At 71.3% G+C, this 26,176-nt stretch carries 22 protein-coding genes and 3 pseudogenes; 20 read left to right on the plus strand and 5 right to left on the minus strand.

The window, feature by feature from the left end:
* Positions 1–39 precede the first annotated feature (39 nt).
* From OWR29_RS07030 to OWR29_RS07050, 5 genes are all read left to right on the plus strand, one after another.
* The gene (locus OWR29_RS07030; protein ID WP_267561692.1) at positions 40–909 is read left to right on the plus strand and encodes a DUF3152 domain-containing protein; all 870 of its coding nucleotides are present in this window, start codon (positions 40–42) and stop codon (positions 907–909) included.
* A gap of 117 nt (positions 910–1,026) precedes the next feature.
* A complete protein-coding gene (gene moeZ / locus OWR29_RS07035; RefSeq protein WP_267561693.1) occupies positions 1,027–2,208 on the plus strand; it encodes an adenylyltransferase/sulfurtransferase MoeZ in 1,182 nt (393 codons plus the stop codon).
* A gap of 102 nt (positions 2,209–2,310) precedes the next feature.
* Positions 2,311–3,117 carry a prenyltransferase/squalene oxidase repeat-containing protein gene (locus OWR29_RS07040; RefSeq protein ID WP_267561695.1) on the plus strand — a complete coding sequence of 269 codons (807 nt, stop codon included), beginning with the start codon at positions 2,311–2,313 and terminating at the stop codon, positions 3,115–3,117.
* 255 nt (positions 3,118–3,372) lie between these two features.
* Positions 3,373–3,888 (plus strand): hypothetical protein, encoded by a 516-nt coding sequence (locus tag OWR29_RS07045; protein WP_267561696.1) that lies wholly within the window; start codon positions 3,373–3,375, stop codon positions 3,886–3,888.
* A 197-nt stretch (positions 3,889–4,085) separates the two neighbouring features.
* Complete coding sequence (locus OWR29_RS07050) at positions 4,086–4,880, plus strand: hypothetical protein (protein ID WP_267561697.1); 795 nt, start codon at positions 4,086–4,088, stop codon at positions 4,878–4,880.
* Positions 4,881–4,884: 4 nt separating this feature from the next.
* On the opposite strand, the gene OWR29_RS07055 is transcribed toward OWR29_RS07050, so the two are convergent.
* Positions 4,885–6,132, minus strand: coding sequence for a glutamate-5-semialdehyde dehydrogenase (locus tag OWR29_RS07055; RefSeq protein ID WP_267561698.1), 1,248 nt, complete (start codon positions 6,130–6,132; stop codon positions 4,885–4,887).
* A gap of 24 nt (positions 6,133–6,156) precedes the next feature.
* Positions 6,157–7,317, minus strand: coding sequence for a glutamate 5-kinase (gene proB / locus OWR29_RS07060; RefSeq protein ID WP_267561699.1), 1,161 nt, complete (start codon positions 7,315–7,317; stop codon positions 6,157–6,159).
* Positions 7,318–7,329: 12 nt separating this feature from the next.
* Here proB and OWR29_RS07065 point away from each other — a divergent pair, with 12 nt between their 5' ends.
* The gene (locus OWR29_RS07065; RefSeq protein ID WP_267561700.1) at positions 7,330–7,635 is read left to right on the plus strand and encodes an MGMT family protein; all 306 of its coding nucleotides are present in this window, start codon (positions 7,330–7,332) and stop codon (positions 7,633–7,635) included.
* The gene (locus tag OWR29_RS07070) at positions 7,632–8,444 is read left to right on the plus strand and encodes a class I SAM-dependent methyltransferase (protein ID WP_267561701.1); all 813 of its coding nucleotides are present in this window, start codon (positions 7,632–7,634) and stop codon (positions 8,442–8,444) included. The genes OWR29_RS07065 and OWR29_RS07070 overlap by 4 nt, the downstream gene beginning before the upstream one ends.
* Here OWR29_RS07070 and OWR29_RS07075 read toward each other — a convergent pair.
* Complete coding sequence (locus tag OWR29_RS07075; protein WP_267561702.1) at positions 8,428–9,105, minus strand: TetR/AcrR family transcriptional regulator; 678 nt, start codon at positions 9,103–9,105, stop codon at positions 8,428–8,430. The genes OWR29_RS07070 and OWR29_RS07075 overlap by 17 nt on opposite strands.
* A gap of 102 nt (positions 9,106–9,207) precedes the next feature.
* Between OWR29_RS07075 and OWR29_RS07080 the strand changes: the two genes are divergently transcribed.
* Positions 9,208–10,137, plus strand: a complete 930-nt coding sequence (locus OWR29_RS07080) for an NAD-dependent epimerase/dehydratase family protein (RefSeq protein WP_267561703.1) — start codon at positions 9,208–9,210, stop codon at positions 10,135–10,137.
* Between the two features lie 210 nt (positions 10,138–10,347).
* Here the strand turns inward: OWR29_RS07080 and OWR29_RS07085 are convergent, their stop codons facing one another.
* Complete coding sequence (locus tag OWR29_RS07085; RefSeq protein WP_267561704.1) at positions 10,348–11,739, minus strand: gamma-glutamyltransferase; 1,392 nt, start codon at positions 11,737–11,739, stop codon at positions 10,348–10,350.
* A 49-nt stretch (positions 11,740–11,788) separates the two neighbouring features.
* Between OWR29_RS07085 and OWR29_RS07090 the strand changes: the two genes are divergently transcribed.
* From OWR29_RS07090 to OWR29_RS07115, 6 genes and pseudogenes are all read left to right on the plus strand, one after another.
* On the plus strand, positions 11,789–13,117 hold the full coding sequence (locus OWR29_RS07090) for an MFS transporter (protein ID WP_267561705.1): 1,329 nt from the start codon (positions 11,789–11,791) through the stop codon (positions 13,115–13,117).
* A 72-nt stretch (positions 13,118–13,189) separates the two neighbouring features.
* Positions 13,190–14,614 (plus strand): annotated as a pseudogene (locus OWR29_RS07095) (pyridoxal phosphate-dependent decarboxylase family protein); the annotation flags it as partial.
* 246 nt (positions 14,615–14,860) lie between these two features.
* On the plus strand, positions 14,861–15,418 hold the full coding sequence (locus OWR29_RS07100; RefSeq protein ID WP_324291225.1) for an NADH-quinone oxidoreductase subunit B: 558 nt from the start codon (positions 14,861–14,863) through the stop codon (positions 15,416–15,418).
* A gap of 10 nt (positions 15,419–15,428) precedes the next feature.
* Complete coding sequence (locus OWR29_RS07105; RefSeq protein ID WP_267561706.1) at positions 15,429–16,730, plus strand: DUF2252 domain-containing protein; 1,302 nt, start codon at positions 15,429–15,431, stop codon at positions 16,728–16,730.
* Between the two features lie 63 nt (positions 16,731–16,793).
* Positions 16,794–17,444: pseudogene (locus OWR29_RS48005) on the plus strand (NADH-quinone oxidoreductase subunit C); the annotation flags it as partial.
* A gap of 332 nt (positions 17,445–17,776) precedes the next feature.
* Positions 17,777–18,736: a complex I subunit 1/NuoH family protein gene (locus tag OWR29_RS07115; protein ID WP_267561708.1), complete on the plus strand. Its 960-nt coding sequence runs from the start codon at positions 17,777–17,779 to the stop codon at positions 18,734–18,736.
* Between the two features lie 55 nt (positions 18,737–18,791).
* Here OWR29_RS07115 and OWR29_RS07120 read toward each other — a convergent pair whose 3' ends face one another.
* Positions 18,792–19,349, minus strand: coding sequence for a Uma2 family endonuclease (locus OWR29_RS07120; RefSeq protein ID WP_267561709.1), 558 nt, complete (start codon positions 19,347–19,349; stop codon positions 18,792–18,794).
* Positions 19,350–19,432: 83 nt separating this feature from the next.
* Here OWR29_RS07120 and OWR29_RS07125 point away from each other — a divergent pair, with 83 nt between their 5' ends.
* The 6 genes and pseudogenes from OWR29_RS07125 (at position 19,433) to OWR29_RS07150 (ending at position 26,171) form a co-directional block, all read left to right on the plus strand.
* Positions 19,433–20,020, plus strand: coding sequence for a NuoI/complex I 23 kDa subunit family protein (locus OWR29_RS07125; RefSeq protein WP_267561710.1), 588 nt, complete (start codon positions 19,433–19,435; stop codon positions 20,018–20,020).
* Positions 20,017–20,580, plus strand: a pseudogene (locus tag OWR29_RS07130) (NADH-quinone oxidoreductase subunit J family protein); the annotation flags it as partial. The gene OWR29_RS07125 and the pseudogene OWR29_RS07130, both read left to right, overlap by 4 nt.
* Positions 20,581–20,933: 353 nt before the next feature.
* Entirely contained in the window at positions 20,934–21,332 is a 399-nt protein-coding gene (nuoK, locus tag OWR29_RS07135) for an NADH-quinone oxidoreductase subunit NuoK (RefSeq protein ID WP_267561711.1), read from the plus strand.
* Positions 21,329–23,215 carry an NADH-quinone oxidoreductase subunit 5 family protein gene (locus OWR29_RS07140; RefSeq protein WP_267561712.1) on the plus strand — a complete coding sequence of 629 codons (1,887 nt, stop codon included), beginning with the start codon at positions 21,329–21,331 and terminating at the stop codon, positions 23,213–23,215. The genes nuoK and OWR29_RS07140 overlap by 4 nt, the downstream gene beginning before the upstream one ends.
* Entirely contained in the window at positions 23,212–24,711 is a 1,500-nt protein-coding gene (locus OWR29_RS07145; protein WP_267561713.1) for a complex I subunit 4 family protein, read from the plus strand. The genes OWR29_RS07140 and OWR29_RS07145 overlap by 4 nt, the downstream gene beginning before the upstream one ends.
* Complete coding sequence (locus tag OWR29_RS07150) at positions 24,708–26,171, plus strand: NADH-quinone oxidoreductase subunit N (RefSeq protein ID WP_267561714.1); 1,464 nt, start codon at positions 24,708–24,710, stop codon at positions 26,169–26,171. The genes OWR29_RS07145 and OWR29_RS07150 overlap by 4 nt, the downstream gene beginning before the upstream one ends.
* Positions 26,172–26,176: the final 5 nt, after the last annotated feature.

Consider the following 26,176-nt stretch of genomic DNA (forward strand, 5'->3'; position numbering starts at 1 on the left):
CCGGACAGCGTTCAGCCCGGTGTGCGACGCTGGCGGGCGATGATCGACGAAGTCGTGGCCCCGCCCGCCTTGCGCCCCCCGCCTCGCCGGGACAGGTGGCGCAAGTGGTGGCTGGCCGCCTTCGCCCTGGTCATCATTGTCGGCGCCGGGTTCGCGGTGGGCCGGCGGGTCGAGCAGGGGGGCGGGCCGACCGCGGTGGCGGTCCGGTCGATCGCGCCCTCGCCGGTCGCGTCGCTTCCGCCGTCGCCCTCACTTTCGCCTTCGCCGACACCTTCGGCGTCTCCTTCGAAGAGCACGCCGCCGCTGCAGTTGCCAGGCGCCGTTCCCGTTCGAGGGTCGGGCCAGTTCGCGTACGCGGCGGGTCGTGGCCCGGTCATGGGCAGCAAGGGCCAGCTGCGGCGCTTCCGGGTGGCGGTCGAGAAGGGCAGCAACGAGGACGCCGCCGCGTTCGCCGGGCAGGTCGCGACCACCCTCGGCGATCCGCGCAGCTGGACCGGCGGCGGGCAGTTGCGCCTGCAGCGGGTGGGCGGCGCCGACCCGGCCGACTTCACGGTCTATCTCGCCACCCGGGACACGGCCGGGCGGATGTGCCTGGCCGGTGGGACCAACATCCGGGTCGGCGGACGCCCGTACACGTCGTGCCGGACGACCGGGAAGGCGATCATCAACCTCGACCGGTGGCGGCTCTCGGCTCCGCCGTACGTAAGCGCCAAGGTTCCCCTCTCGATCTATCGGCAATATGTGATCAACCACGAGGTCGGCCACGAGCTGGGTCATCACCACCAGGGGTGCCCGCGCGCCGGTGGGCCGGCCCCGGTGATGGTGCAGCAGACCCTCACGCTGCGGGGCTGTCACGCGTACGCGTGGCCTCGCCTGAAGGGGAAGGCGCTCACCGGTCCGTCGTTGTGAACGGCCTGGAAAATTCCCGTGTCCCGCATGTCGGGCCTATGGGTAACGTCATGGTCGATCACGGCCGTCGCGAGTGACAATGGTGACCGATCCTTACCGCCAACCCGGGGAGTTAACGTGGCACTGCCCCCGCTCGTCGAGCCGGCCGCAGAGCTGACCGTCGATGAGATCCGCCGTTATTCGCGGCACCTGATCATCCCGGATGTCGGGATGGACGGTCAGAAGCGGCTGAAGAACTCGAAGGTTCTGGTCGTCGGCGCGGGCGGCCTCGGTTCGCCGGCGCTGCTCTACCTCGCCGCCGCCGGCGTGGGCACGCTGGGCATCGTCGACTTCGACACGGTCGACGAGTCCAACCTGCAGCGCCAGATCATCCACGGCGTCTCCGACATCGACCGGCCCAAGGCCGAGTCCGCCGCCGCGAGCATCGCCGAGGTCAACCCGCTGGTGAACGTGGTCATCCACAACACCGCGCTCGACGTCGACAACGTCAAAGAGATCTTCAGTCAGTACGACCTGATCGTCGACGGCACCGACAACTTCGCGACGCGTTACATGGTCAACGACGCCGCCGTGCTGCTCGGCAAGCCGTACGTCTGGGGTTCGATCTACCGCTTCGACGGCCAGGCCTCGGTCTTCTGGGAAGAGCACGGTCCCTGCTACCGCTGCCTGTACCCCGAGCCCCCGCCGCCCGGCATGGTGCCGAGCTGCGCCGAGGGCGGCGTCCTGGGCGTGCTGTGCGCCTCGATCGGCTCGATCCAGGTCAACGAGGCGATCAAGCTGCTGACCGGCATCGGTGAGCCGCTGGTGGGCCGGCTGATGGTCTACGACGCCCTCGAGATGGAATACCGCAAGATCAAGGTGCGGAAGGACCCCAACTGCGCGCTCTGCGGCGACAACCCGACCGTCACCGACCTGCTCGAGGACTACGAGGACTTCTGCGGCGCGGTCTCGGCCGAGGCCGAAGAGGCGACGCTGAACGCCACCATCACGGCCCGCGAGCTCAAGGACTGGCAGGATTCGGGCAAAGACCTGTTCCTGGTCGATGTGCGCGAGCCGGCCGAGTGGGAGATCAACCGCATCCCCGGCGCGACGCTCATCCCCAAGGGCGAAATCCTTTCGGGTGAAGCGCTGTCCCGCTTCCCGCAAGACCGGCAGATCGTGCTGCACTGCAAGTCGGGCGTGCGCTCGGCCGAGGCGCTGGCGGCCCTCAAGGCGGCCGGCTTCAAGGATGCCGTGCATGTCCAGGGCGGCATCGTCTCGTGGGTCAACACGGTCGACCCGTCGCAGCCGTCGTACTGAGGTGTAATCGCCTGATCACGCTAGGGAATCGCGAGGGCGGTTTCCTAGCGTGACGGTGAGACGGCGCAGCGAAATACAGGTACGGGTTGTAGCGTCACGGGAGTGGTAGACATCGACGCTGCGATCGGTTACGTCGTCGCTCACGGCGACCCGGTCGAGCGCGCGCGTCTCTCTTACCTGCGCACCGGTCAGCGCCCCGATCCGCACGTGCTCGACCGCATCGTCGAGGGGCAGACCGAGGCCGGCGGCTGGCCCGCCTCGACCGACGGCGCGGTCAGTTCGATCGACGCCACCTGCTTCCGGCTCAACGAGCTCGACGACCTGGGCGGCCTGCACGGCGAGCCGGTCGACCGGGCGCTGAGCTGGCTGGCGACCGTCCAGCGGCCCGACGGCACCTGGCAAGAGGCCGAGGAACTGGCGGCCGAGGCGCCCGCGTGGGCCATGCCCGGCGATCCCGAGGCCACGCTTTACCTCACCACGATCGCCGGCTTCTGGATGACGCTCGCCGAGTACGAGGCACATCCCCACTTCGACGTCCCGGCCCGGCACGGCCGCACGCTCGGCGCCGCCGCCACCTGGGTGGCCAACCAGCTGCGGCCCGACGGCACCTGGCCGTCCTTCCTGGCGGCGGGCTGGCACGCGGCCGGCCTGCTCTACGGCCAGCAGTACTTCTACGAGTCGGCGCGGGTGCAGCTCGTGCTGGGCGACCGGCTGCCCGACATGGCGCCGGCCGACGTGGCCTCGATGGCGGCCGCCCTGCGCCGGGTCAACCTGGGCGACGACTGGCTGCTGCAGAGCGCCCGCAAGCGGCTCGGCGAGACCCAGCGCACCGACGGCGGCTGGGACAGCGCCGAGGGCCCGATCTTCGACGTCAACACCACCCTGACCGTGCTGCGCGCCTGCCGCTGACCATCACGCACGGTGAGCCGCGTCAACGGCTGCAACCTATTTGCACCCGAAACAGGCCGATCGGCTACCGTTCGGCTACACGGCCGACGTCACCGTATGTAACAAAGGCGGTAGAGGGCCGGGGCGCAGCTCCGGCACAGTATGTCCAGGCGAGGCGAGGATCCGCTGGGCGATGAAGGTTGGTCGCCACAGTCCGGCGGGGAGTCAGTGGCGAAACCGGCGCCCCCCTGTGTCCACTTCGTCAGGAGCGCCACCATGCGTAAGTCCGTCAAGCGTGCCGTCGTCATCGTCTCCGCCCTCGCCGTGACCGGCGTGGCCAGTGCCGCCTGGGCCTCGTGGCTCGCCAACGGCTCGGGCAACGCCTACGCCGAGGCCGGCACGGCCAAGGAGCTCGTGATCCACGAGGCCCAGACCACGGCCACGCTCTACCCGGGCGTCACCGGGGACTCCTCGATCAAGATCGAGAACCCCAACCCGTACCCGGTCCGCGTCGACACTCTGAAGTGGACCCCGTCGGACGGCGTCCAGGCCGCGCACGTGCAGCCCGGCTCGACCTGCAACAACACGGGTGTCTACTTCGGTGACTTCAGCGCCGGACCGGTCGGCACCAACGGCCTTCTCGGCGGCCTCGAGCTGGACCTGGGCGCCGGCGAGACCAAGACGTTCACGCTGCCGAAGTCGGTCCGCATGATCAACAACTCGGAGAACGGCTGCCAGGGCGCCGTCTTCAGCATCAAGGTCAAGGCGACCGGCGAGAGCAACGCCAGCTGATCTGAGATTCGCCCGGCCGGGCGCGGCAATGCCGTGCCCGGCCCCGCTTCTGCTTTCGCGATGCCCGCACCGATTCCGCGTTCGCCGTGCCGCCCTACTCCCGCGTTCGCCGTGCCGCCCCGCTCGCACGTTCACCGCGTCCGCCCCACTCCCGCGTTCGCCGTGCCCGGCCCGTCTTTCCCCGCTGAGGAATTGTCATGAGACTGCGAGGCTCCGCGTACGCCGTCACCACCGCCGGCCTGGTCGCGGCCACCCTGTTCGCGAGTCCCGCGGCTGCGTTCGCGGCCTGGGACGCGGATGCCGGCACAGCCATCGCCGGAGCTCGGGCCGGTGAACTGCCGGCCGTGGGCATGCCTTCGGTCACGGCGCACGGCTCGTCAGTGACCGTCGACTGGCCCGCGTTGAAGGCGGCGTCGGGCGTGGCCGTGCGCGGCTATCGCCTGCTCCGCAGCAACGCCCTCACCGGGGAAACCGTCGCCGCCGAGCGGGGTTGTTCGGGCCTGCGCACCACGACCCGGTGCACCGAGGGCAGCGTTCCGCCCGGGCATTGGGCGTATGAGGTGACGGCGCTGGTCGGTGATTCCTGGCGTTCCGCCCCGGGCGTTGCCGCGCCCACGACGATCGCCCGGCCCGCCGTCGCGCCGCCGCCGGCCTCCCCGGCGCCGACCAAGCCGGCCCCCACTACACCGGCCCCTTCGACGTCGCCGACCCCGCCACCGGTCCCGTCCGCGCCGACCGAGCCAGCCACCCCGGTGCCGACCAAGCCGACCGAACCGGCCACCCCAGCTCCGTCCTACCCGGTTTCGAAGCCGTCGCCGTCCGGCCCGGCGCCGTCATCGGAGCCGGTCGGGCCGGCGCCCACCGCGAGCACGGCACCGTCCGCCGAGCTCACGGAGGCGCCGGCCCCCACCTCTTCGCCGTCGCCGGCCGCTTCCCCGTCTTCGGCAGCTTCCTCGTCTCCTGCCGCCTCCGAGGCTTCGGACGCGGCCTGAGGGCTCACCGTCGAATGTGGCCGTTGCCCGTCACGACGTACTTGGTCGAGGTCAGCTCGGGCAGGCCCATCGGCCCCCGGGCGTGCAGCTTCTGGGTGCTGATGCCGATCTCGGCCCCGAACCCGAACTCGCCGCCGTCGGTGAACCGGGTCGACGCATTGATCATCACCGCGGCCGCGTCGACCCGGGCCGTGAAGCGCCGCGTCGCCGTCACCGACTCGCTGACGATGGCCTCGGTGTGGCCGGTGCCGTAGCGGCGGATGTGGTCGACCGCGTCGTCCAGCGAGTCGACGACCGCCACCGCGAGGTCAGCCGACAGATACTCCTTGCCCCAGTCCTCGTCGGTGGCCGGCACGACCGCCGAGTCGTATGCCGCCACCTGCGGGTCGCCGTGCACGGTGATCCCGGCCTCGGCCAGCTCGGGCAGCACCAGCGGCAGGAACCGGTCGGCGATGGCCGCGTGCACCAGCAGCGATTCGGCAGTGTTGCAAGTGGACAGCCGCTGCGTCTTCGAGTTGACCGCGACGGCCAGCGCCTTCTCGAGGTCGGCGGCTTCGTCCACATAGACGTGACAGTTGCCGACGCCGGTCTCGATCACCGGCACGGTCGACTCCTCGACCACGGTCTTGATCAGTGAGGCCCCGCCCCGCGGGATCAGCACGTCGACCAGCCCGCGGGCCCGCATGAGCTCCTTGACCGAGTCGCGGCTCGTGGCGTCCAGCAGCTGGATGGTGTCGGCCGGCAGCCCGCTGTCGGCCACCGCCTTGCGCAGCACCGAGACGATCGCCGCGTTCGAGCTCAGCGCCGAGCCCGAGCCGCGCAGCAGCACCGCGTTGCCCGACTTCAGGCAGATGCCGGCGGCGTCGGCGGTCACGTTGGGCCGGCCCTCGTAGATGATGCCGACCACGCCGAACGGCACCCGCACCTGACGCAGCTCGAGCCCGTTGGCCAGCGTCGAGCCGCGCACCACGTCGCCCACCGGGTCGGGCAGCGCGGCCAGTTCCCGCAGTCCCTCGGCCATCGCCTCGACCCGGGCCGGGGTGAGCGTGAGCCGGTCGATCATCGCCTCGGACAGGCCGCCCGTGCGGCCGTTGGTCACGTCGACCTCGTTGGCGGCGACGATGTCGGCCGAGCGCTCGACCAGGCGGTCGGCCATCAGCAGCAGGGCGCGGTCTTTCTCGGCCCGGGTGGTGGCGGCGAGGTCGATGGCGGCCACGCGTGCGTCGGCGGCCTGCTGCAGGACGGTCGTCATGGCGTACCCCTAATTGGGTTTGATTTAAAGGAGGACGAGGTCGTCGCGGTGAACGACCTCACGTTCATATCCCGGGCCGAGTTCGGCGGCCAAGTCGGGGGTGGAGCGGCCGAGCAGCGCGGGCAGTTCCACCGCGTCGTAATTGACCAGGCCGCGCGCGACCGGCGCGCCCGACCCGGCATCGACCAGGTCGACAGCGTCACCGGCGGCGAACGAGCCGTCGACCGCGGTGATGCCCGCCGGCAGCAGCGACTTGCGACGCGCGACCACCGCGGTCACCGCGCCCGGGTCGAGGTGCAGCCGGCCCCGCGGCGCCGTGGCGTGCGCGAGCCAGAAGAGCCGGGCCGTCGGGCGGTGCTCGGCCGCGCGGAAAAACGTGCCGACCTCGTCGCCGGCCAGCGCCGGACCGGCCAGGGGAGCGGCGGTGAGCACGACCGGAATGCCGAAACCGGTCGCTATGCGGGCCGCCTCGACCTTGGTCACCATGCCGCCCGTGCCGACCTTGGACTTGCTCGGCGTGGCGATGTTGATGCCCTCGAGGTCCTCGTCGCTTTCCACGTACGCGATGCGGCGCGACGACGGATCGGCCGGGCTGCCGGTGTAGAGGGCGTCGACGTCGGACAGCAGCACGAGCAGGTCGGCCTGCACCAGGGCGGCGACCAGGGCGGCGAGGCGGTCGTTGTCGCCGAAGCGGATCTCTTCGGTGGCGACCGTGTCGTTCTCGTTCACGATCGGCAGCGCGCCCAGATCGAGCAGTTTGCGCAGCGTGCGGTAGGCGTTGCGGTAGTGCGTGCGGCGGGTCACGTCGTCGACGGTGAGCAGGACCTGGCCCACCGTCAGGCCGTGCCGGGCCAGGCCGGCCGCGTAGCGCCCGATGAGCAGCCCCTGCCCGACCGAGGCGGCCGCCTGCTGAGTGGCCAGGTCGCGCGGCCGGCGCGGCAGGTTCAGCGGGGCCAGGCCGGCGGCGATCGCGCCGCTGGACACCAGCACCACCTCACGCCCGCCCGAGGCGAGCCCGCCCAGCACGTCGACGAGATTGTCGACGCGTTGATCGTCGATTCCGCCGGAGGCCGTGGTCAGCGAGGACGAGCCCACCTTGACCACGATCCGGCGCGCACCGGTCACCAGTTCGCGCACCGGCCAATTGTGCTCGGCCGTCCCGGCGGACCCGGGCCGAGATCCCATATCGTGGCCCGGGTGACACCGCAGGAGTACGTCGAAGAGGTGCTTTCACTCGTTGAGCGGATCCCCGAAGGCAAAGTCATGTCGTACGGCGCGGTGGCCGACGCCCTGGCCGAGCGCTCGGGTCGCAACTCCTCCCGGCTGGTCGGCTCGATCATGGCCCGGCACGGCGGCGGGGTGCCCTGGCACCGGGTCGTGACCAGCGCCGGCCGCATGCCACCCGGGCACGAGCAGGAGGCGCGTCAGCGGCTACTGTCCGAGGGCGTTCCGCTGAAGGGGGAGCACGTGAACATGGCCCTCGCCTCGTGGCGGCCCGAATGAGGTCCGGTGAACCCAGCCGTACGGCGATGAGCGCGGCCCGTTATCGCGCGGCGCACCAAGTCGTCGAGAACGGCAAGATCTTCACCGACCCCTTGGCCGTACGCATCATCGGCCTGCCTGAGGAGCAGCTGCTCGCCGACGCGCCCCGGCGGGCGATGCGCGTGTTCATCGCGGCCCGCCACCGCTTCGCCGAGGACGCGCTGGCCGCGGCGGTGGCCCGGGGCGTCCGCCACCTAGTCGTACTGGGCGCGGGCCTGGACACCTTCGCCTACCGCAACCCGCATCCGGGCCTGCGGGTGACCGAGGTCGACCACCCGGACACGCAGGCCTGGAAGCGGGCGCGGCTCGAGGAATCGGGCATTCCGGCGCCTTCGTCGGTGACCTACCTGGGTGTCGACTTCGAGCGGGAGTCGCTGGCCGACCGCCTCGAGCTGGACGGTCCGGCCTTCTTCCTCTGGCTCGGCGTGGTGCCGTACCTGACGGCCGAGGGCTTCAGCGCGACGTTGCGGGTGGTCGCCTCCCGTCCCGGCAACGAGGTCGTCTTCGACTATGCGCAGTCGCCGGAACGGATGGCGGCGGCCCGGCGGGAAATGCTCGAGGCGCGGGCCGCGCGGGTGGCCAAGCTGGGCGAGCCCTGGCTGACCTATTTCGAGCCGTACGAGATCGCCGCCCAGCTGGCCGAGCTGGGGTTCACCGAGATCGAAGACCTGGGCCCGTCCCAGCTGGCGGCCACGTTCTTCGGCCGCACCGACGTTCCGCCGGACACGCCCGGCGGCCATGTTCTGCGGGCGGTCATCGCAGCCCGATGAGGTGGGCGGCGCCGCGCATCTGGAACTCGAAGAAGCCGCGCCGATCCTCGTCGACCGAGTTCTTGAGCTGGCCGAACAGCTCCGCGCTGACCGCGCCGCTCAGGTGGATGAAGGCCGACATGGCCGCGCCGACCAGCCGCGGCGGCGCGCCCGGGGTGAACCTCTCGCCGACGGCGGCCAGCTCCTCGGCGTACCGGCCGGTGATCGGTTCCCGATCTTCGATCTCGCCGTTCTGGTACGCGTCGCGGACCACGGCCGCGATCAGCAGAACCACTCGGGTGGCCGGCCCGATCGTGTCCTGCGGCGCCTCGTAGCCGGGCACCGGGCTGCCGTAGATCAACGCCCATTGGTGCGGGTCGGCCAAGGCCCAATCGCGTACGGCATGAGTCAGCGACAGGAAGCGGTCGAGCGCGCTGTCGCCGGTCGCGGCCCGCTCCGCCGTCTCGCCCACCGAGTTGTAGGCGTCGATGATCAGCGCGGTCAGCAGCTCGTCGCGGCTCGCGAAGTAGCGGTAGACGGCCGACGAGGCCATGCCCAGGTCTCGCGCGACCGCGCGCAGCGACAGGTTGGCCCCGTCGGTGGCGAGGTGGCGGCGGGCCACGGCCTTGATCTCTTCGGTCATCTCGGCCCGCACGCGGGCCCGCACTCCGGAAGCGCTCATGGAGACCAGTGTGCCACAACGAGAGCACTGCTCTTGCTTTTCGCTCGGCCGCGTGTAATCGTTGTTCTTGTTAGAGAGCACTGCTCGCAAAGGAGAACAGCAATGTCGAACCACGTTGTCGTCGGCTCCGGCCCGATCGGTTCCACGATCGCCCGCCTCCTCGCCGAGCGGGGCGAGCGGGTCCGCATGGTCACCCGCAGCGGTGGCGGCCCGGCGCACCCGCTGATCGAGCGGGTCGCGGCCGACGCCTCCGATGCCCGGCGCCTCACCGAGCTCAGCCAGGACGCCGCGACCATCTACAACTGCGCCAACCCGAAGTACACGGAGTGGGAAAAGCTCTGGTTCCCGATGAACAACGCCATGATCGCCGCGGCCAAGGCGGCCGGCGCGGTGTACGTCATCACCGGCAACCTCTATGTGTACGGGCCGCAGCCCGGCGGGCACATGGCCGAGAACACGCCCATGGCCGCCGTCGGCCGCAAGGGCAAGGTGCGCATCAAGATGTGGCAGGACGCGCTGGCCAGCGGGGTGCGCACGGTGGAGGTGCGAGGGTCGGATTACGTCGGCGCGGGCGCGGTGGGAGTCTTCTCGTCGGTGCTGCTGCCCGCGATCAACTCCGGCCGGGCCGCCTGGGCGCCCGGCGACCCGGATCTGCCGCACAGCTTCACCTATGTGGGCGACCAGGCCCGCACAATGGTCGCGCTGTCCCACGACGAGCGGGCCTGGGGCAAGGCCTGGCACACGCCGACCGCTCCCGCCATCACCATCCGTTCGCTGGCCGACCGCTACTGCGCGCTCACCGGCCAGCCGCCGGTGAAGATCCACAAACTGCCGCGCTTCGTGATGCACACGGCCGGCCTGGTCCACCCGATGTCGCGTGAGCTGGCCGAGATGGACTACCAGTTCTACGGCCCGTTCCACCTGGACAGTTCGCACACCGAGCAGACCTTCGGCCTGGCCCCCACCAACATCGAGGTCGGCATCCGCGAGACCGCCGAGGACGCCAAGGCCATCGCCAACCGCACCATGTGACATCCGGTCGTTCGCGCGAGGCACGCCACACGTGGCGCCGCCTCGCGCCGCGTTTTCCCGCGCCGCGTTTTCCCGCGCCGCGTTTTCCCGCGCCGCGTTTTCCCGCGCCGCGTTTTCCCGCGCCGGGCTTTCCCGCGCCGCACTCTTCCGCGCCGGGCTTTCCCGCGCCGCACTCTCCCGCGCCGCTTTTCCCGCGCCGCGCTTGTCGCCTCAGAGAAGCAGGCCGACGCCGTCGCGGCGGGGATCGCCCGCCGCGCCGGCCTGACCGACCGCTGTGACCCCGCCGAAGTAGTGATTGAGCCCCGGCCACTGGTTGATCTGCCACCCGGCCGCGGCCAGCGCGCCCAGCTCGTCCCGGGGGTAGCCGGGCTCGACGTGCACCGTGTCGCCCACGACATGGAAGCGGGGACGCCCGATCGCCTTGGTCATGTCGAGCCCGTCGGCCAGCACCCCGAGCAGCGTGTCGACCAGCGCGGTGCGGATCCGGCTGGCCCCGGCCGACCCGGCCGCCACCGCGAGCTCGCCCTCGGGCGAGATCACCACCAGCGGGCACATGTTCGACGACATCCGCCGACCGGGCACCATGTCGTCAGTGACCAGCTCACCCTCGCCCAGCATCGAGTTGAGGTTGATGCCGAGCCCGGGCAGCCAGACCCCCGAGCCCAGGCCGAGGGTCGTCGTGATCACACACGCATTCCCGTCCGAGTCGACAACCGAGACGTTAGTGGTGTCCCCGATCTTCTGCCGCCCCTGGTCGCGCAGGGCCTCGGCCACCCCGAGCACCCGGCCCGGCCGGGACAGGTCGCCCGGCAGCCCGGCGATCGTGTCCACCGTGCGGTTGAGGTCGTGCCGCGCCAGCACCCGGTGCCCGGCCAGCGTCGCGTGGTCGACCGGGGTCTCGAGCACCCGGTAGCCGGCCAGATCCTGCGGCCCGAGGCAACCCCCGGCGGTCCGGACCGCGTCGACCATGATCGTGGCCAGCTCACCGGTGTAGAAAACTTGCGGCCCAGCCTCGGCCAGCATGGTCAGCGCCCGATCGAGTCCATCGTGGAACAGCAGGTCGCCGCCCTGGAGCCGGCGCCCATTGGGCGTATAAACCGACGCGCCCTCGCCCCACGCCAGCGCCGGCGCGCACGAGTCGAGCGTCTGCGCGTGCGCGGCCGGCACCGCGACGCCCCCCGCCGCCAGTTCGATCGCCGGCCGCACGACCTCCGCCCACGGCAGCCGCCCCCAGCGCCGGTGCACCTCGCCGCAGCCGGCCGGCACCCCCGGCACCGCGACGCTGGCCCCGCCGATCGAATAGACCTGCGGCATGCCCCCGAAGAAGACGTCCACCGCCACCATCGGTCCTGCCTCGAGATCACCGTCGGTGCCCGGCACCGAGACGAAGAAGTCGAGACAGGTGGCCCGGCCGGTGCCCGCGTCGAAGTACGTCGCGAACCCGCCGCCACCCAGTCCGGTGTAGATCGTCTCGGCGGCACAGCAAGCCAGCACTGCCGCGACGGCCGCATCCGCCGCCGTGCCTCCGTCCCGCAGGACTCGCAGCCCCGCCTCGGCCGTGGCCGGGTGGCTGGCGGCGACCCCGGCCGCAACCTTTTTCATCTGGCGAAGCGTAGGCGTCAACCCAAGATCATGGTTACCATCCGCGTTCATGACGACCGCTGATCCCTCTCCCGGCGTACGGGCGGCGGCCGCCCTGCCACGTCGTGTTTTGGCGGGATATTCCCTGGGTTCGCTGGTCACGGGCGCCTTCGGCACCGTGCCGGGATTGCTCTTGCTGCCCTATCTGACCGATACGTTAGGTGTGGCGGCGGGCGTGGCGGGCCTGCTCGTGCTGCTACCGAAAGCCTGGGACGTGCTGGTCAACCCTGTCGCGGGCCGGATCTCGGACCGTCGCGGCGACCGGCGCCCCTTTCTGCTCGTCGCCGGTCTGCTGCTGGCCGTTCTCTTCGCCGCGATCTTCGCCGGGCCGGTGGGCAGCGGCGCCGGCGCGGGCGCCTATGTCGCCCTCGCCTTCCTGGCCGCCGCCACCGCGTACGCGTTCTTCCAGGTGCCCTACGTCGCGATGCCGGCCGAGCTGACCGACGGTTACGCGGAGCGCACGCGCCTGATGACCTGGCGGGTGGCCGTGCTGGCGCTGGCCATCCTCATCTCGGGCGCGCTCGCCCCGCTGGTCGTCGAGCAGACCGGCGGCGGCCTGGCCGGCCACCGCTGGTCCGGCGTCTTTGTCGGCGCGCTCATCGTGGTGGGCACGCTCGGCGTCTATTTCGGCACGCGCTCGGCCGACTCGCGCTCGGTCGAGGCGGTGGAGCCCGACCTGCGGACTCAGCTGCGGGTCGCGGTGGCCAACGGTCCTTTCCGGGCACTGCTGCTCCTCTGGATCATCCAGGCCGTCGGCATCGGCACGATGCTCGCCGGCGTCCAGTACTTCGCCGACCACGTCGTCGGACGTGAGTCGGGCGCCACCTTCCTCTTCGCCGCCTTCGTCGGGCCGGCCCTGCTGGTCATGCCACTGTGGAGCCGTGTCGGCCACCGCGTCGGCAAGCCCGGCTCGCTGGCCGCCGGTTCGCTGCTCTTCGCGGCCGGCGCCCTCGCTCTGCTGGCCGCACCGGCTCTGCCCCCGGTCGCCGTCTATCTGCTCGTGGCGGTGATCGGCGTCGGCTATGCCGGCCAGCAGGTCTTCGCGATGGCGATGCTGCCGGACTGCATCGCCTACGACACCGAGCGGACGGGCCGCCGCCAGGCCGGCGTCTTCACCGGTCTGTGGACGGCGGGGGAGACGCTCGGGCTGGCGCTCGGCCCCGGTCTTTACGCATTGGTCCTCCAGATCTTCGGGTACGTCTCGTCGTCGACCGGTGAGGCCGCCACCCAGGACGACACCGCGCGGCTCGGCGTGCTGCTCGGCTTCACCGTGCTGCCGGCCGTGCTGGTCGGCTCCGCGGTCGTCCTATTACGCGCCTATCGGGACGTCACCCGATAGCGCCATCGGTACTGCCCCGACCCAGTACCTTCGTCGGTCCCCGCCCCCGGCAAGGTCAGCTAGGTTTCTCGCATGTTCGAGGCGCTGCCCGCACAGGGCGTTCCGGGTGACCAGATCCTTGCCGAGCTGCGGGGGCTGCGGTCCGCCGATCTGCCCACGCACGGCGGCCGGCTGTTCGCCTACGTCTACGACCCCGCGCTCGACGGTCTCGACGAGCTGGCCCGGGCCGCCTACGCGATCTCCGCCCACGTCAACGGCCTCGACCCGACGGCGTTCCCCTCCCTCCTGGCGATGGAGAATGCTCTGGTCGGCGCCGCGGCCCGGCTGCTCGGCGGTGGCGAGGGTACGGTCGGCAGCGTCACCAGCGGCGGCACCGAATCGCTCATCCTCGCGGTGAAGGCCGCCCGCGACTCCCGGCCCGATCTGGCCGTCCCCCGCCTGGTGATCCCCTCGACTGCGCACGCCGCCTTCGCCAAAGCCGCGCACTATCTGCGCGTCGCCCTCGACGTGGTTCCGGTCGGCGCCGACCTGCGGGCCGACCCGGCTGCCATGGCCGCGGCCATCACCCCCGAGACCGTGCTGGTGGCCGCCTCCGCGCCCTCCTACGCCCACGGCGTGGTCGACCCGATTCCCGAGCTGGCGGCGCTCGCGGCCGAGCGGGGCGTCCGGTTCCACGTCGACGCCTGCTTCGGCGGCTGGGTCCTGCCCTACCTGCGCCGCCTCGGCGCCGACCTGCCGCCCTTCGATCTCTCCGTGCCCGGGGTAACCAGCATCTCGGTCGACCTGCACAAGTACGCGTACGCGCCGAAGGGTGTCTCGATCCTGCTGCACCGCGACGAGGCCCTGCGCCTGCCGCAATACTTCGCCTACGCCGGCTGGCCCGGCTACACCATGATCAACCCGGTCATCTCGTCCACCCGGTCCGGCGGCCCGATCGCCGCGGCCGCGGCCACGCTGCGCCACATCGGCGACGCGGGCTATCTCGAGCTCGCCGCCCGCACCCGCGAGGCCGTGTCCGTCCTGGCCGAGGCGGTGCGCGCCACCGAGGGCGTGCGGCTGTTCGCCCCGCCCGAGACCAGCGTCGTCTGCCTGGCCTCCGAGGGCGTCGACCTGTTCGTCCTGGCCGACGAGCTGGCCGCCCGCGGCTGGCACACCCAGCCCCAGATGGCGTTCGACCAGATGCCCGCCACCATCCACCTCACGGTCACCGCCTCGGTGGCCGCCACCGCCGCCGAGTTCGCGGCCGACCTGGCCGCCGCGGTGTCCGCGGCTCAGGCGTCGGGCCCGGCCGACATCCCGCCTCCGCTGCTCGAGGCGGCGGCCGCGCTCACTCCCGAGATGGTGACCCCCGAACTGATCGGCGGCCTCGCCGACGGCCTGGGCCTGGGCGCGGGCGACTTCACCCGCATGGCCGCGGTGAACTCGCTGCTCAACGTGGCTCCGCCCGCGCTGCGCGAGGCGCTGCTCACCGGCTTCCTGAGCCTGCTGCAGCGCCCCGCGCCGTTTACCGCTGTGCCAGCTGCGTCGGAACCGGTCACGCCCGCTGCGCCGACGCCGGGCGCCTCAGCTGCGCCCGCTGGGTCAGCGCCGGCCGCGCCCGCTGCGCCGGAGCCGGTCACGCCCGCTGCGCCGACGCCGGCCGCGTCGGCCGCGCCCGCGCCGGGCAGTCCCTTCTTCGGTCATCCGCTGCACCGGCCGCGATCCGCGGGCACGCCGGCGCCGGACGCGGAGTAGGTTGACGTCGTGGCCGGTCTGCCAGGAGTGCTCGGGGAACCCATCAAGTTCGTGCTGAACTGGGGTCGGCGCTACTCGCTCTGGGTGTTCAACTTCGGGCTGGCGTGCTGCGCTATCGAGTTCATCGCGTCCAGCATGAGCCGGCACGACTTCATGCGCATGGGGGTCATCCCGTTCGCGCACGGTCCGCGCCAGGCCGACCTCATGGTCGTCTCGGGCACGGTCACCGACAAGATGGCCCCGGCCATCAAGCGGCTATACGACCAGATGCCCGAGCCGAAATACGTCATCTCGTTCGGCTCCTGCGCGAACTGCGGCGGCCCCTACTGGGATTCGTACTCGGTGACCAAGGGCGTCGACCAGATCATCCCGGTCGACGTCTACGTGCCCGGCTGCCCGCCCCGGCCCGAGGCGTTGCTGCACGGCATCCTGCGCCTGCAAGAGAAGATCGCCGCCGAGCAGGCCGGCCCGGGCGGCGTCTCGCGGCCCGACCCGCTGGCCGCGGGCCGCGACGCGGCGGCACTCACCGCGCCCAGGGTGGCCCCGCCGGTGGCAAGTGGGGACTAGTGTCCGCACCATGAGCGATCAGTCGCGGGCCGACTTCATCATCGACGTTCTGAGCAGGGAATTCGGCGAACTGATCGCCGTCGATCCGGCCGCCTTCCGGCGCAAGTTCCGCAAGATGGCCGCGTCGCCGTTCGCGTTCTACCGCGGCAGCGCGTCTCTCTTCTACGCCGACCTCACCGACGCCTACGCCGACTCGAGCTTCCTCGACGATCGGACCAGCCGGGTGTGGATCCACGGCGACCTGCACGCCGAGAACTTCGGCACCTACATGAACTCGTCCGGGCAGCTCGTGTTCAACGTGAACGACTTCGACGAGGCGTACGTCGGGCCGTTCTCGTGGGACCTCAAGCGGTTCTCGGCCAGCCTGGCGCTGATCGGCTACCAGAAGGCCCTCTCCGACGACGACATCTCGACACTGGTCACCGAGTTCGCCCGGTCCTACCTGACCGAGCTGCGGGCCATCGCGCACGGCGGCGACGATGCGATCGGCTCGATCACCCTGGACAACGCGACCGGTGTGCTGCGCCGCGTGCTGCAGCAGGCGCGGCTCAACACCCGCATCGACCTGCTCAACTCGCAGACCACGATCGACGACTACGAGCGGCGCTTCGCGCTGGCCGACGGCGTCTTCGAGGTCGACGAGGCCACCGGCGCGGCGGTTCACGAGGCGTTCGGGCGCTACCTCGAGACGCTGCCCGCGGCCACCCGCCCCGGGGCGACCAACATCAAAGACATCAAGCTGCGCAAGGGTGTCGGCATCGGGTCGGCCGGCCTGCCGTCCTACAACCTGCTGCTCGAGGGGCACACCCAGGCGCTCGAGAACGACGTCATCATCTACATGAAGCAGGCCCAGGTGCCGGCCGTGGCCCGCTGGATCGACGACGACCGGGTGCGGTCCTACTTCCAGCATCAGGGCCACCGCACGGCCGAGTCGCAGCACGCGCTGCAGGCCCACGCCGACTCGTGGGTCGGCTACACCACTCTGGAGGGTGTCGGCCAGCTGGTCGCCGAGGTCTCGCCGTACGCCGCCGACCTGGACTGGTCGGACGTCAACGAGCCCGACGAGCTGCGCGGCGTCATCGCCGACCTGGGCCGGGCCGTGGCCCGCATGCACTCGGTGGCCGACGACGAATCCAGCCACGACCTGGTCGACTTCTCCACCGAGGAGTCCATCGTCGCCGAGGTCGACAAGGACGAGACGGGCTTCGTGCAGCACCTGGTCGAGTTCGCCCACCGCTACGGCGACCAGGCCCGCGAGGACCACCAGGACTTCGTCGACGTCTTCCGCAACGGCCGCCTGCCGGGACTGTGAACCGACCGCCTTTTGAAGCAGCGCGGCCCTCTCGGGCGGTGGGCCGGATCATAGGATGAGGCCATGACGCCTGAAGAGGTCGGCGAGCGCCTGGTGGCGCTGCTGACGGACGACTCCCCGGACGCGCCGCCGGGTGAGATCGTGGCCGGCCTCTCGGGCGGCGGCCCTGGGCACGAGCGGGCCGTGGTCGACGTCCCGGTCGCCCGATGGTGGGAAACCATCGGCACGGCAAAGCACAACGGGGCGCTCGGCTGCGACTACTTCGACTGGCTGTCGGCCGTCGACGAGCTCGACGAGGGTTTCCGGGTGGTGGCCCACATCTACTCCACCCGCCGCCGGCACGCGCTGCTGCTGCGCACGCTCGTTCCCCGCGACAACCCGGTGATCGAGTCGGTGGTCGAGCTGTTCCCCGGCGCCGCCTGGCACGAGCGTGAGACGTACGAGATGTTCGGCATCACCTTCGCCCGGCACCCCGACCTGCGGCCGCTGCTGCTGCCGCCCGGCTTCGAGGGCCATCCGCTGCGCAAAGAGTTCGTGCTGGCCTCCCGCGTGGCCAAGGCCTGGCCCGGCGCCAAAGAGCCCGGCGAGTCCGAGGCCGGCACGGCGAAGCGCGCGCCCATGCGCCCGCCCGGCGTCCCCGACCCGAACGAGTGGGGCCCCAAGGCCGGCCAGGCCCCGCCCGCCTCAGCCCGCCCGACCCGCGGCGGCGGCGCCGCACCCGACCGCCCGGCCCGCCGCACCGCAGCAGACCGCCCAGCGCGAGGCCCTGCAGCCGAACGCCCGGCCCGTGATGCTGCGACCGAACGCCCGGCCGGCGGCGCCGCGCTCAATCGCCCGGCCGATAGCGCTGCGACTGAGCGCCCGGCGCCTGACGCCGCGAGCGAGCCCCCGGCTGGCGGAGCCGCGCTTGATCGCCCGGCCGATGGTGCTGCGACCGAGCGCCCGGCGCGTGACGCTACGACCGAGCGCCCGGTCGGCGGCGCCGCGACTGATCGCCCGGCCGGCGGCCCTGCCGGTGACCCGGCTGCCGAAGAGGGCGGCGCCTGATGCCGATCTGGCTTGAGCTGATCGTGCGGGTGGTGGCCGTCGTGGTGGCCTTCCTCGTGCTGCCGCTTGTGGTGGGGCAGGCCGAGCACAAGGTGATGGCGCACATGCAGGGGCGGCTCGGCCCGATGTACGCCGGTGCGTTCCACGGCTGGGCCCAGCTCGTGGCGGACGGGGTCAAGTTCGTACAGAAGGAAGACGTTGCACCTGGTGAGGCGGACCGGCGGGTGTTCCGGCTGGCCCCGATCGTCGCCTTGTTTCCGTACTTGCTGGTTCTGCTGGCCATCCCGCTCGGGCCCAACGGCCTGGTCGCCCAGGCGCTCGACGTCGGGCTCTTCTTCGTGCTGGCCGTGCTCGGCGTCGGCGTGCTGGCCGTGCTCATGTCGGCCTGGGCCTCCGCCAACAAATACAGCCTGCTCGGCGGCCTGCGCGGGGCGGCTCAGCTGCTGGGGTACGAGCTTCCGCTGGTGCTCGCCGCGGCCAGTGTCGCCATGGCGGCGGGCACCCTGAGCCTGCCCGGCATCGTCGAGGCCTGGAACCCGTGGTGGCTGCTGTGGCAGGCCCCGGCCGCGCTCGTCTTCTTCATCGCCGGCCTGGCCGAGATCCGGCGCCCACCGTTCGACATGCCGATCGCCGACTCCGAGCTGGTCTTCGGCTACATGACCGAGTACACCGGCCTGCGGTTCGCGTTCTTCCTGCTCGCCGAGTACGTGGGCATCGTCGTCATCGCCGCCCTGACCACCGTCCTATTCCTGGGCGGCTGGCACGGCCCGTTCGCCGACCAGCTCGGCTGGCTGTGGACGCTGGTCAAGATTTTCGCGGTCTCGTTCGTCATCATCTGGTTCCGCGTGAGCTACCCCCGCCTGCGCGAAGACCAGCTGCAACGGCTCTGCTGGCTGGTGCTCGTCCCCGTGGCCCTGGGCCAGCTCGTACTGACCGCGGTCGTGAAAGTGATCATGTAAGCGGCGTCAGCTTCACCGTACCGGAAGGTCAGAAAGGCCAGCCGCGCCTGTGGATTCAGAGATTGCGAGGGCGAATGGACGGCAGCGAGATATCCACCGGCCATGGTTGATCGAGGCGGATGTGTTGGTCGCCGGTGAACGTGGCGATGGGGTGGTAGCCCGAGAAATCCGGCCGAAGGTCGAAGGCCGTCACGGAAATGTCCGGGCGCATGGTGATCAACCAGAAGTGAGGAATGCCGGCCTGGGCGTAGTAGGCCAACTTGATCACCGAATCGATGCGCTTGGTGCCGGGGGAGATCACTTCGGCCGCGAGAGCCACGTCGGTCGGGGCGAAAACCGACGGGCTCGCGCGGGCCGACGCGAAGGTCACCGCCATGAAGTCCGGGGTGACGCGGCGGCGAGGTCCCAGCTCCACCTCATTCGCTTGGGTGACGAACAGGTGGTCCGGGCAGGTCCGCATGAGTACGGCAGCGAGCAGCATTGTGAGGGTCTGATGGTCACTGGGGAGGGCGCGTCTCGTACGAAGGACGCCGTCGAAGATTTCGCGGCGGATGTTGTCCTCGGGAAAGTTGTCGAGGTCGTCGGCGGTCCAGTCGTTTCTGACAGCCCTCATCGCTCCTCCTCCCGGAAACCTACCGCAAGATCTGATGGGGGTGTGCTCGCATCAAATGGGGTGACGGGGCAGGATATGCGTTTGTGAGTGACGACGGGGACCGCGGCCTGCCCGGCAAGGGGCTTGTGCAAGGGCTCGCCGTCACGCTCAAGACGATGACCAAGCGGTCGACCACCCAGCAGTACCCGGATGTGGAGCCCGAGCTGCCCCCGCGCAGCCGTGGGGTCATCGCGCTCTCCGAGGAGAACTGCACCGTCTGCATGTTGTGCGCCCGGGAGTGCCCCGACTGGTGCATCTACATCGACTCGCACAAGGAAGAAGTCGTCGTTCCGGGTGCGGCCCGGGCTCGGCAGCGCAACGTGCTCGACCGGTTCGACATCGACTTCTCGCTCTGCATGTACTGCGGCATCTGCATCGAGGTCTGCCCGTTCGACGCGCTGCACTGGACGCCCGAGTTCGAGTACGCCGAGACCGACGTCCTCGACCTGCTGCACGACAAGAACCGCCTGGGGGAGTGGATGCGCACCGTGCCTCCGCCCCCGGCTCACGACGTGCTCGGCGAGCCCTCGAAGGAAGAGGCCACGGCCGCGCGCAAGGCCGCCGGTCCGGGTGCGGCCACTGCCGCCAAGACGGCCCGTCCCGCTGTGAAGCGACCGGAGACGGGCCGGTGACCGTAGCGGACGCGCTGATGCTGGCTCTCGGCGCGATCGCTGTCGGTTCCGGCGTGTACGTCGTCACCAGCGCACACCTGGTCCGGGCCGGCTTCTACCTGGTGGTCAGCCTGGGCGCGGTCGCCGGCCTGTACCTCGTGCTCGGTGCCGAACTGGTCGCGTGGGTGCAGATCTTGGTCTACGTCGGCGCGGTCGTCGTGCTGCTGCTGTTCGCCGTGATGCTGACCCGGGCTCCGATCGGGCCGTCCAAGGATCTCGACCGCCCCGTGGCCCCGGCCGCCCTGATCGGCGGCGGCGTCGGGCTGGGCCTGACTGTCCTGCTGGTCGACGCCTTCCGCTGGACCGAGTACGAGCTTCCCCCGCCCGGCACCGGTCGCCGCGTGGGCGAACAGATCTTCGGCGCCTGGGTGCTGCCGTTCGAAGTGCTTTCGATCCTGCTGCTGGCCGCCCTGGTCGGCGCGATCGTCCTCTCCCGCCCGGACATCGGCGCCCGCCCCGACCCCAGTGCCGCTGCTGTCCCCGACTTGCCCCCGCCCGGCCCGGTCGACGAGTCGGCCGAGGTGAAGGCCCGCCTGGAGCGCATCGCGGCCCGCCAGGCCGCCGCCCGGGAAAGGATGCGCGCCGCCGAGAGTCCCGACCCCGGCGAGGCGCCGCCGCTCGAGAAGACCCGCGAGGACGTCCTCAAGGAGCAGGCCCACGACGTCGTCTTCCGCGCCGGCGACGCCCGTCCCAAGCTCGGCGTACCGGAAATTGCGGAATTGTCCGAAGGCGGCAAGAGCGACCCGCGAGTCATCGAAGGCACAAGCCGCGAAAACCCGGAGCGAGCCCTGCCGCGAGGCGAAGACCGAGCCCTGCCGCGAGGCAACGACCGAGCGCTGCCGCGGGCCCCTGAGAAAGACGACGAGGAGACCTGATGCACGCGGTCATCCCGTATGTCGTCGCCGGCCTGCTCTTCGCGCTCGGCGTCTACGGCGTCCTGCGCCGCCGCAACGCCATCCTCGTCCTGATGGCCGTCGAGCTCATGCTCAACGCCGTCAACTTGATCCTGGTCGCCGCCGACGCCACCATCAAGTCCGCGCTCGACGGCGTCCAGCCCGAGGCCTGGGCCTATCCCGTCCCCGAGCCCCGGGCCGGCGCGATCTTCGCCCTGTTCGTCATCGTCCTGGCCGCCGCCGAGGTCGGCGTGGGCCTGGCGATCATCCTGCAGTACTACCGCCTGCGCCGCGCCGTCGTCCTGGATGAAATCGCCCTGCACGACCACGAGGACGACGACGAGATCGCCGACAACAAGAGCGCGCGGGTGACCGGGTGAACGCCGCCGTCCTGATCCCCGTCGTGCCCCTGCTCCTCGGGCTGGCCGGCCTGCTGCTGCCACCCGGCGACGACAACAAGAACAAGCCGGCCGCCACCCTCGGTATCGCCGGCGCCGCCATCTCACTCCTGGTGACGCTCGGCGTTCTACTCTTCGCGACCAAGCCGGTCGAGCTCTCCACACACTGGGTGAGCATCGGCGACATCGACCTCACGCTCGGCATCTCGGTCGGCCACGCCGCCCTGTACGTGGCCCTGGCCGTGGCCACGGTCGCCCTGTTCGTGCAGATCTACTCCGTGGCCTATCTGCACGACGACCCGCGCTATGCCCCGTACGCCGCTCAGATCAGCCTCTTCACCGGCGCCATGCTCCTCGTGGTGACCAGCGGCGACCTGATCGGCGTGGTCGTCGGCTGGGAGATCATGGGCGCCTGCTCGTACCTGCTGATCGGCCATGACCGCCGCTTGCCCGAGGCCCCGGCCGCCGCCGTGAAGGCTTTCCTGGTCACCCGCATCGGTGACGTCGGCTTCCTGCTCGGCGTGGCCTTCCTGATCGTCGACGCCGGCAGCAGCCGCCTGGCCGACGTGCTGGCCGAGCCGCCGCACACCGCCGCCCTGCTGCTGATCCTGGCCGGGGTGGCCGGCAAGAGCGCCCAGTTCCCCCTGCACACCTGGCTGCCCGACGCGATGGCCGGCCCCACCCCGATCTCGGCCCTGATCCACGCGGCCACCATGGTCGCGGCCGGCGTCTACGTCGTCTTCCGGCTCTACCCCCTGTTCGAGCAGTCCCCGGCCGCCCTGGCCGTCCTGGGGGTCATGGCCGCGATCACGATCCTGCTCGGCGCGTTCAGCGCGATGGCCCAGGACGACATGAAGCGTGTTCTCGCCTGGTCGACGGTGAGCCAGATCGGCTACATGACCGGCGCGCTGGCCGTCGGCTCACCCGCCGCCGCCCTGTTCCACCTGCTCACTCACGCCGCGTTCAAGGCCCTGCTCTTCCTCGCGGCCGGTGCGGTCATCCACGCGGTCGGCACCAACTACCTCTCCCGCATGGGCGGCCTCCGCGAGCACATGCCGGTCACCTTCTGGTCGTTCGTGGCCGGCCTGGGCGCGCTGGCCGGCGTCCCGCCGCTGGCCGGCTTCTGGTCCAAGGAAAACGTCCTGACCGCGGCCGCGCATGCCACCGAGGGCGGCGAGACGGCGCCGGTCTGGGTCGGCTGGCTGGTCTGGATCGCCGCGCTGTTCGCGGTCGCCATCACCGCCTGGTACGCGACCCGCCTGCTGCTCTGGGGCTTCTTCGGCATCTCGCGCGCGCACGGTCCCGACGGCCCGGACTGGGAGGTCGGCTTCGACGACGCCCGCTACACGCAGCCGGCCGCGCCACACGATCCTCCGGGTCTGATGCGCTGGCCGATCCTGCTGCTGGCGATCCCGGCCGTGCTGCTGGGCCTGGCCGCGTACGCCCCTGGTTTCCGCACCGCCCTCGAGCTGGACGAACCGCACCTGAGCGTGGCCATCGTCCTGCCGTTGATCCTGCTCGCCGCCGGTGCGACCGCCGCGTGGTGGCTGTGGCGGGCCGTCCCCGGCGTCGATCCCGCGATGGCCCTGGGCCGCGCGCGTCCCCTGCTCGCCGCCGGTTTCCGCCTCGACGACATTCAAGACCGTTTCCTCGTACGACCGGTGAAAGCACTAGCCAGAGCGGTCCTCACACTCGACACCAAAGTCGTCGACGCCACAGTCGAGGGCACCGGCACCACCACCTCCCGCGTGGGCGCCGCGCTCGCCTACGCCCATCGCCTCCCGCTGCCCGCGGCCGCCGGCGCCGTGCTGGCCGGCGCCCTGCTGCTCGGGGCCGTAGCCGTCCTGTTCGGAGCCGCCGCATGACCGTGGCCCTGCTCGCCGTCCTGCTGATCCCCGCCGTGGGCGCGGGCGTGCTCGCCCTCTTCCCGGCCCGGCTCGACCGCACGGCCCGCCTCGTCGGCACGATCTTCGCCGCGGTCACCCTGATCCCGATCGCGGTGCTGCCCTTCGGCCGTGACGACGGCTGGTCGGTCCTGTCGGCCCACCCCCTCGCCGTACTGCCGTGGGTGGATCTTGACGTTGCCTGGGTTCCCGCGCTGCACCTGAACTTTCACCTCGGCGTGGATGGCGTCTCGTACCCGCTCGTCGTGCTCACCGGCCTGCTCACGGTGCTCTGTTGCGCGTACACGATGTGGCGTGTCCCTACCGGCGGCTCCGGTCGCACGCTGGTCGCCCTGCTGCTGGTACTCGAGGTCGGCATCCTGGGCACCTTCCTGGCCCTCGACCTGATCCTGTTCTTCCTGTTCTTCGAGGTCGTTCTGCTGCCCATGTACGCGGTGATCGCGGGCTGGGGCGGCGAGGACAAGCGGCGCGCGGCCCGCAAGTTCGTGCTCTACACGCTGTTCGGCTCGGTGTTGCTGCTGCTCGGCGTCATCACGGTCACCGCCGCGGCCGGCACCGGCGACCTCGTACAGCTCACCGGCAGCACCGAACTCTCGCGAGGAACCCAGTACGCCGCGTTCGCCCTGTTCGCGATCGCCTTCGCCGTCAAGGCCCCACTCTGGCCGCTGCACACCTGGCTGCCCGACGCGCACACCCAGGCCCCGACCGTCGGCTCGGTGATCCTGGCCGGCGTGCTGCTCAAGATGGGCACGTACGGCCTGATCCGGATCGGTGTCGGCGTCACCCCGCTGGGCGCGGAGTGGGCGGCCCCGCTGCTCGGCATCCTGGCCGCGGCCGCGATCCTGGCCGGCGCGCTTATCTGCCTGCGCCAGACCGAGCTCAAGCGCCTGATCGCCTACTCGAGCGTCGGCCACATGGGCTTCGTGCTGCTCGGCATCGCCACGCTGAGCGCGACCGGCCTGCAGGCGGCGCTGCTCGGCAACGTCGCCCACGGGCTGATCACCGGTCTGCTGTTCTTCCTGGCCGGCACCATCAAAGACCGGGCCCACACCGGCGAGCTGGCCGAGCTGGGCGGCCTGCGGGAGACCGCTCCGCGGCTGGCCGGCCTGCTCGGCTTCGCCGCGATCGCGTCGCTGGGCCTGCCCGGGCTGGCTGGCTTCTGGGGTGAAGCGTTCGCCGTGGTCGCGGCCGTGCAGCGCGGCGGCGGTCTGTGGCTGACGCTGGCCGTGCTGGCCGCCATCGGCGGCGCCCTGACCGCGGCGTACTTCCTGCGTCTGCTCCGCAAGGTCACGCACGGTCCGGCGGTCGCGGTGGCCGAGCCGTACGCCATCACCCGCACCGAATGGCTGGCCTGGTCGCCGCTCGTGCTCCTCACGCTGGCCGTGGGGGTCGCGCCCTCCCTGGTTCTGGCCGCGACCAGCTTCCCCGTACGAGCCCTGACGGAGGCACTCCGATGAGGGCTCAGGCCGTCGACCACCTTTCCCTTCTGCCGCTCTACGCCGCGGCCGGCGCCGCCGTCCTCGTCCTGCTGGCCGACCTGCTGATCGCCCGCCGCACCGCGACCATCGCCACGCTGGCCGCCGGCGGCCTAGCCACCGTGGTCTGCGCGATCGTCACCGGCGACCGGGCCGGCACGTTCTGCGACCCGAACGGCAGCGCCTGCTCCTGGGTGCCGACCCCGCTGGCCGCCACCGCTGCGGTCGTCTTCGCGCTGCTCACGGTGGGTGTTTTGGCGCTTTCGACGCCGTCGCTGCGCCTCGGCACGGCGCCCGTGGGGGAGTTCTGCTTCCTGCTGGCCGCCTCGATGACCGGCGGCGTCGTGGTCGCGTACGCCGGAGATCTGATCACCCTGATCGTCGGGCTGGAGACGCTCACCCTGCCGCTCTACCTGCTGGTGGGTCTGCGCCGCTTCGCCCCGGGCGAGCGGGTCAGCACGTCGGGCGCGTCCGCCTCGGTGACGTTTTTCCTGATCAGCGTCATCTCGACGGCCATCGCCCTGCTCGGCGCGGCCCTGAACTACGCGGCCACCGGCGCCCTGCACTTCGACCGCCTCATCGAGGGCACCGGCCTGACCGCTCCGGTGGCCACGGCCGGGGTGGCCCTGATGGTGATCGGCCTGGCCTTCAAGGTCGCCGCCGTCCCGCTGCACGCCTGGGCCCCACCCACTTACGAGGGTTCCCCGCTGCCGGTGGCGGCCTACCTGTCCACGGCCTCCAAGCTGGGCGGCGTGCTGGCCCTGGCCGCGATCGTGACCCGGCTCGAGGCGGCGACCCTGACCGCCTTCCTGGCCCTGCTCACCATGACCGTGGGCAACCTGGTGGCCCTGCGCCAGACCCGCATGGTCCGCCTGCTGGCCTGGTCGTCGATCGCCCAGGCGGGCTACATCCTGGCCCCGCTGGCCCTGGGCGCCGACGGCCTGGAGGCAGCCGCGGCGTACACGGTCTTCTTCGTGGTCCTGGAGTTCATCGCGTTCGGCGTGGTCGTCGCGCTGCGCCCGCCCGGCGCGAACGGCGGTGACATCGCGTCCTACCGAGGCGCCGCCCGGCGCTCACCGTGGCTGGGCGCCGCCCTCGTGCTCTCGCTGGCCGGTCTGGCCGGCCTGCCACCGGGCCTGGCCGGCCTGTTCGCCAAGGTCACGATCGTCGACGCGCTGATCGAGGGCGACCAGACCTGGCTGGCCGTGGTCGTGGCGGTCAACGCCGTGATCGCGCTGGCTTATTACGTACGCGTGGCAGCGCTGCTCTACGCCGGCCCGCCCCGGATCGGCATCGCGGTGGCCGACCCGAACCTGCTGGAATCGGCCCTGAACCCACGCCGGCCGGTGACCCGGGCGGTAGCGGCGGCCCTGATCACCGCGACCGCCGCCGCCGTCGTCCTGGGCTTCGCCCCACAGATCCTGTTCGACGCCCTGTCATAGGGGCG

The sequence above is a fragment of the Paractinoplanes pyxinae genome (genome assembly GCF_026626335.1).
GTDB classification, from domain to species: domain Bacteria; phylum Actinomycetota; class Actinomycetes; order Mycobacteriales; family Micromonosporaceae; genus Actinoplanes; species Actinoplanes pyxinae.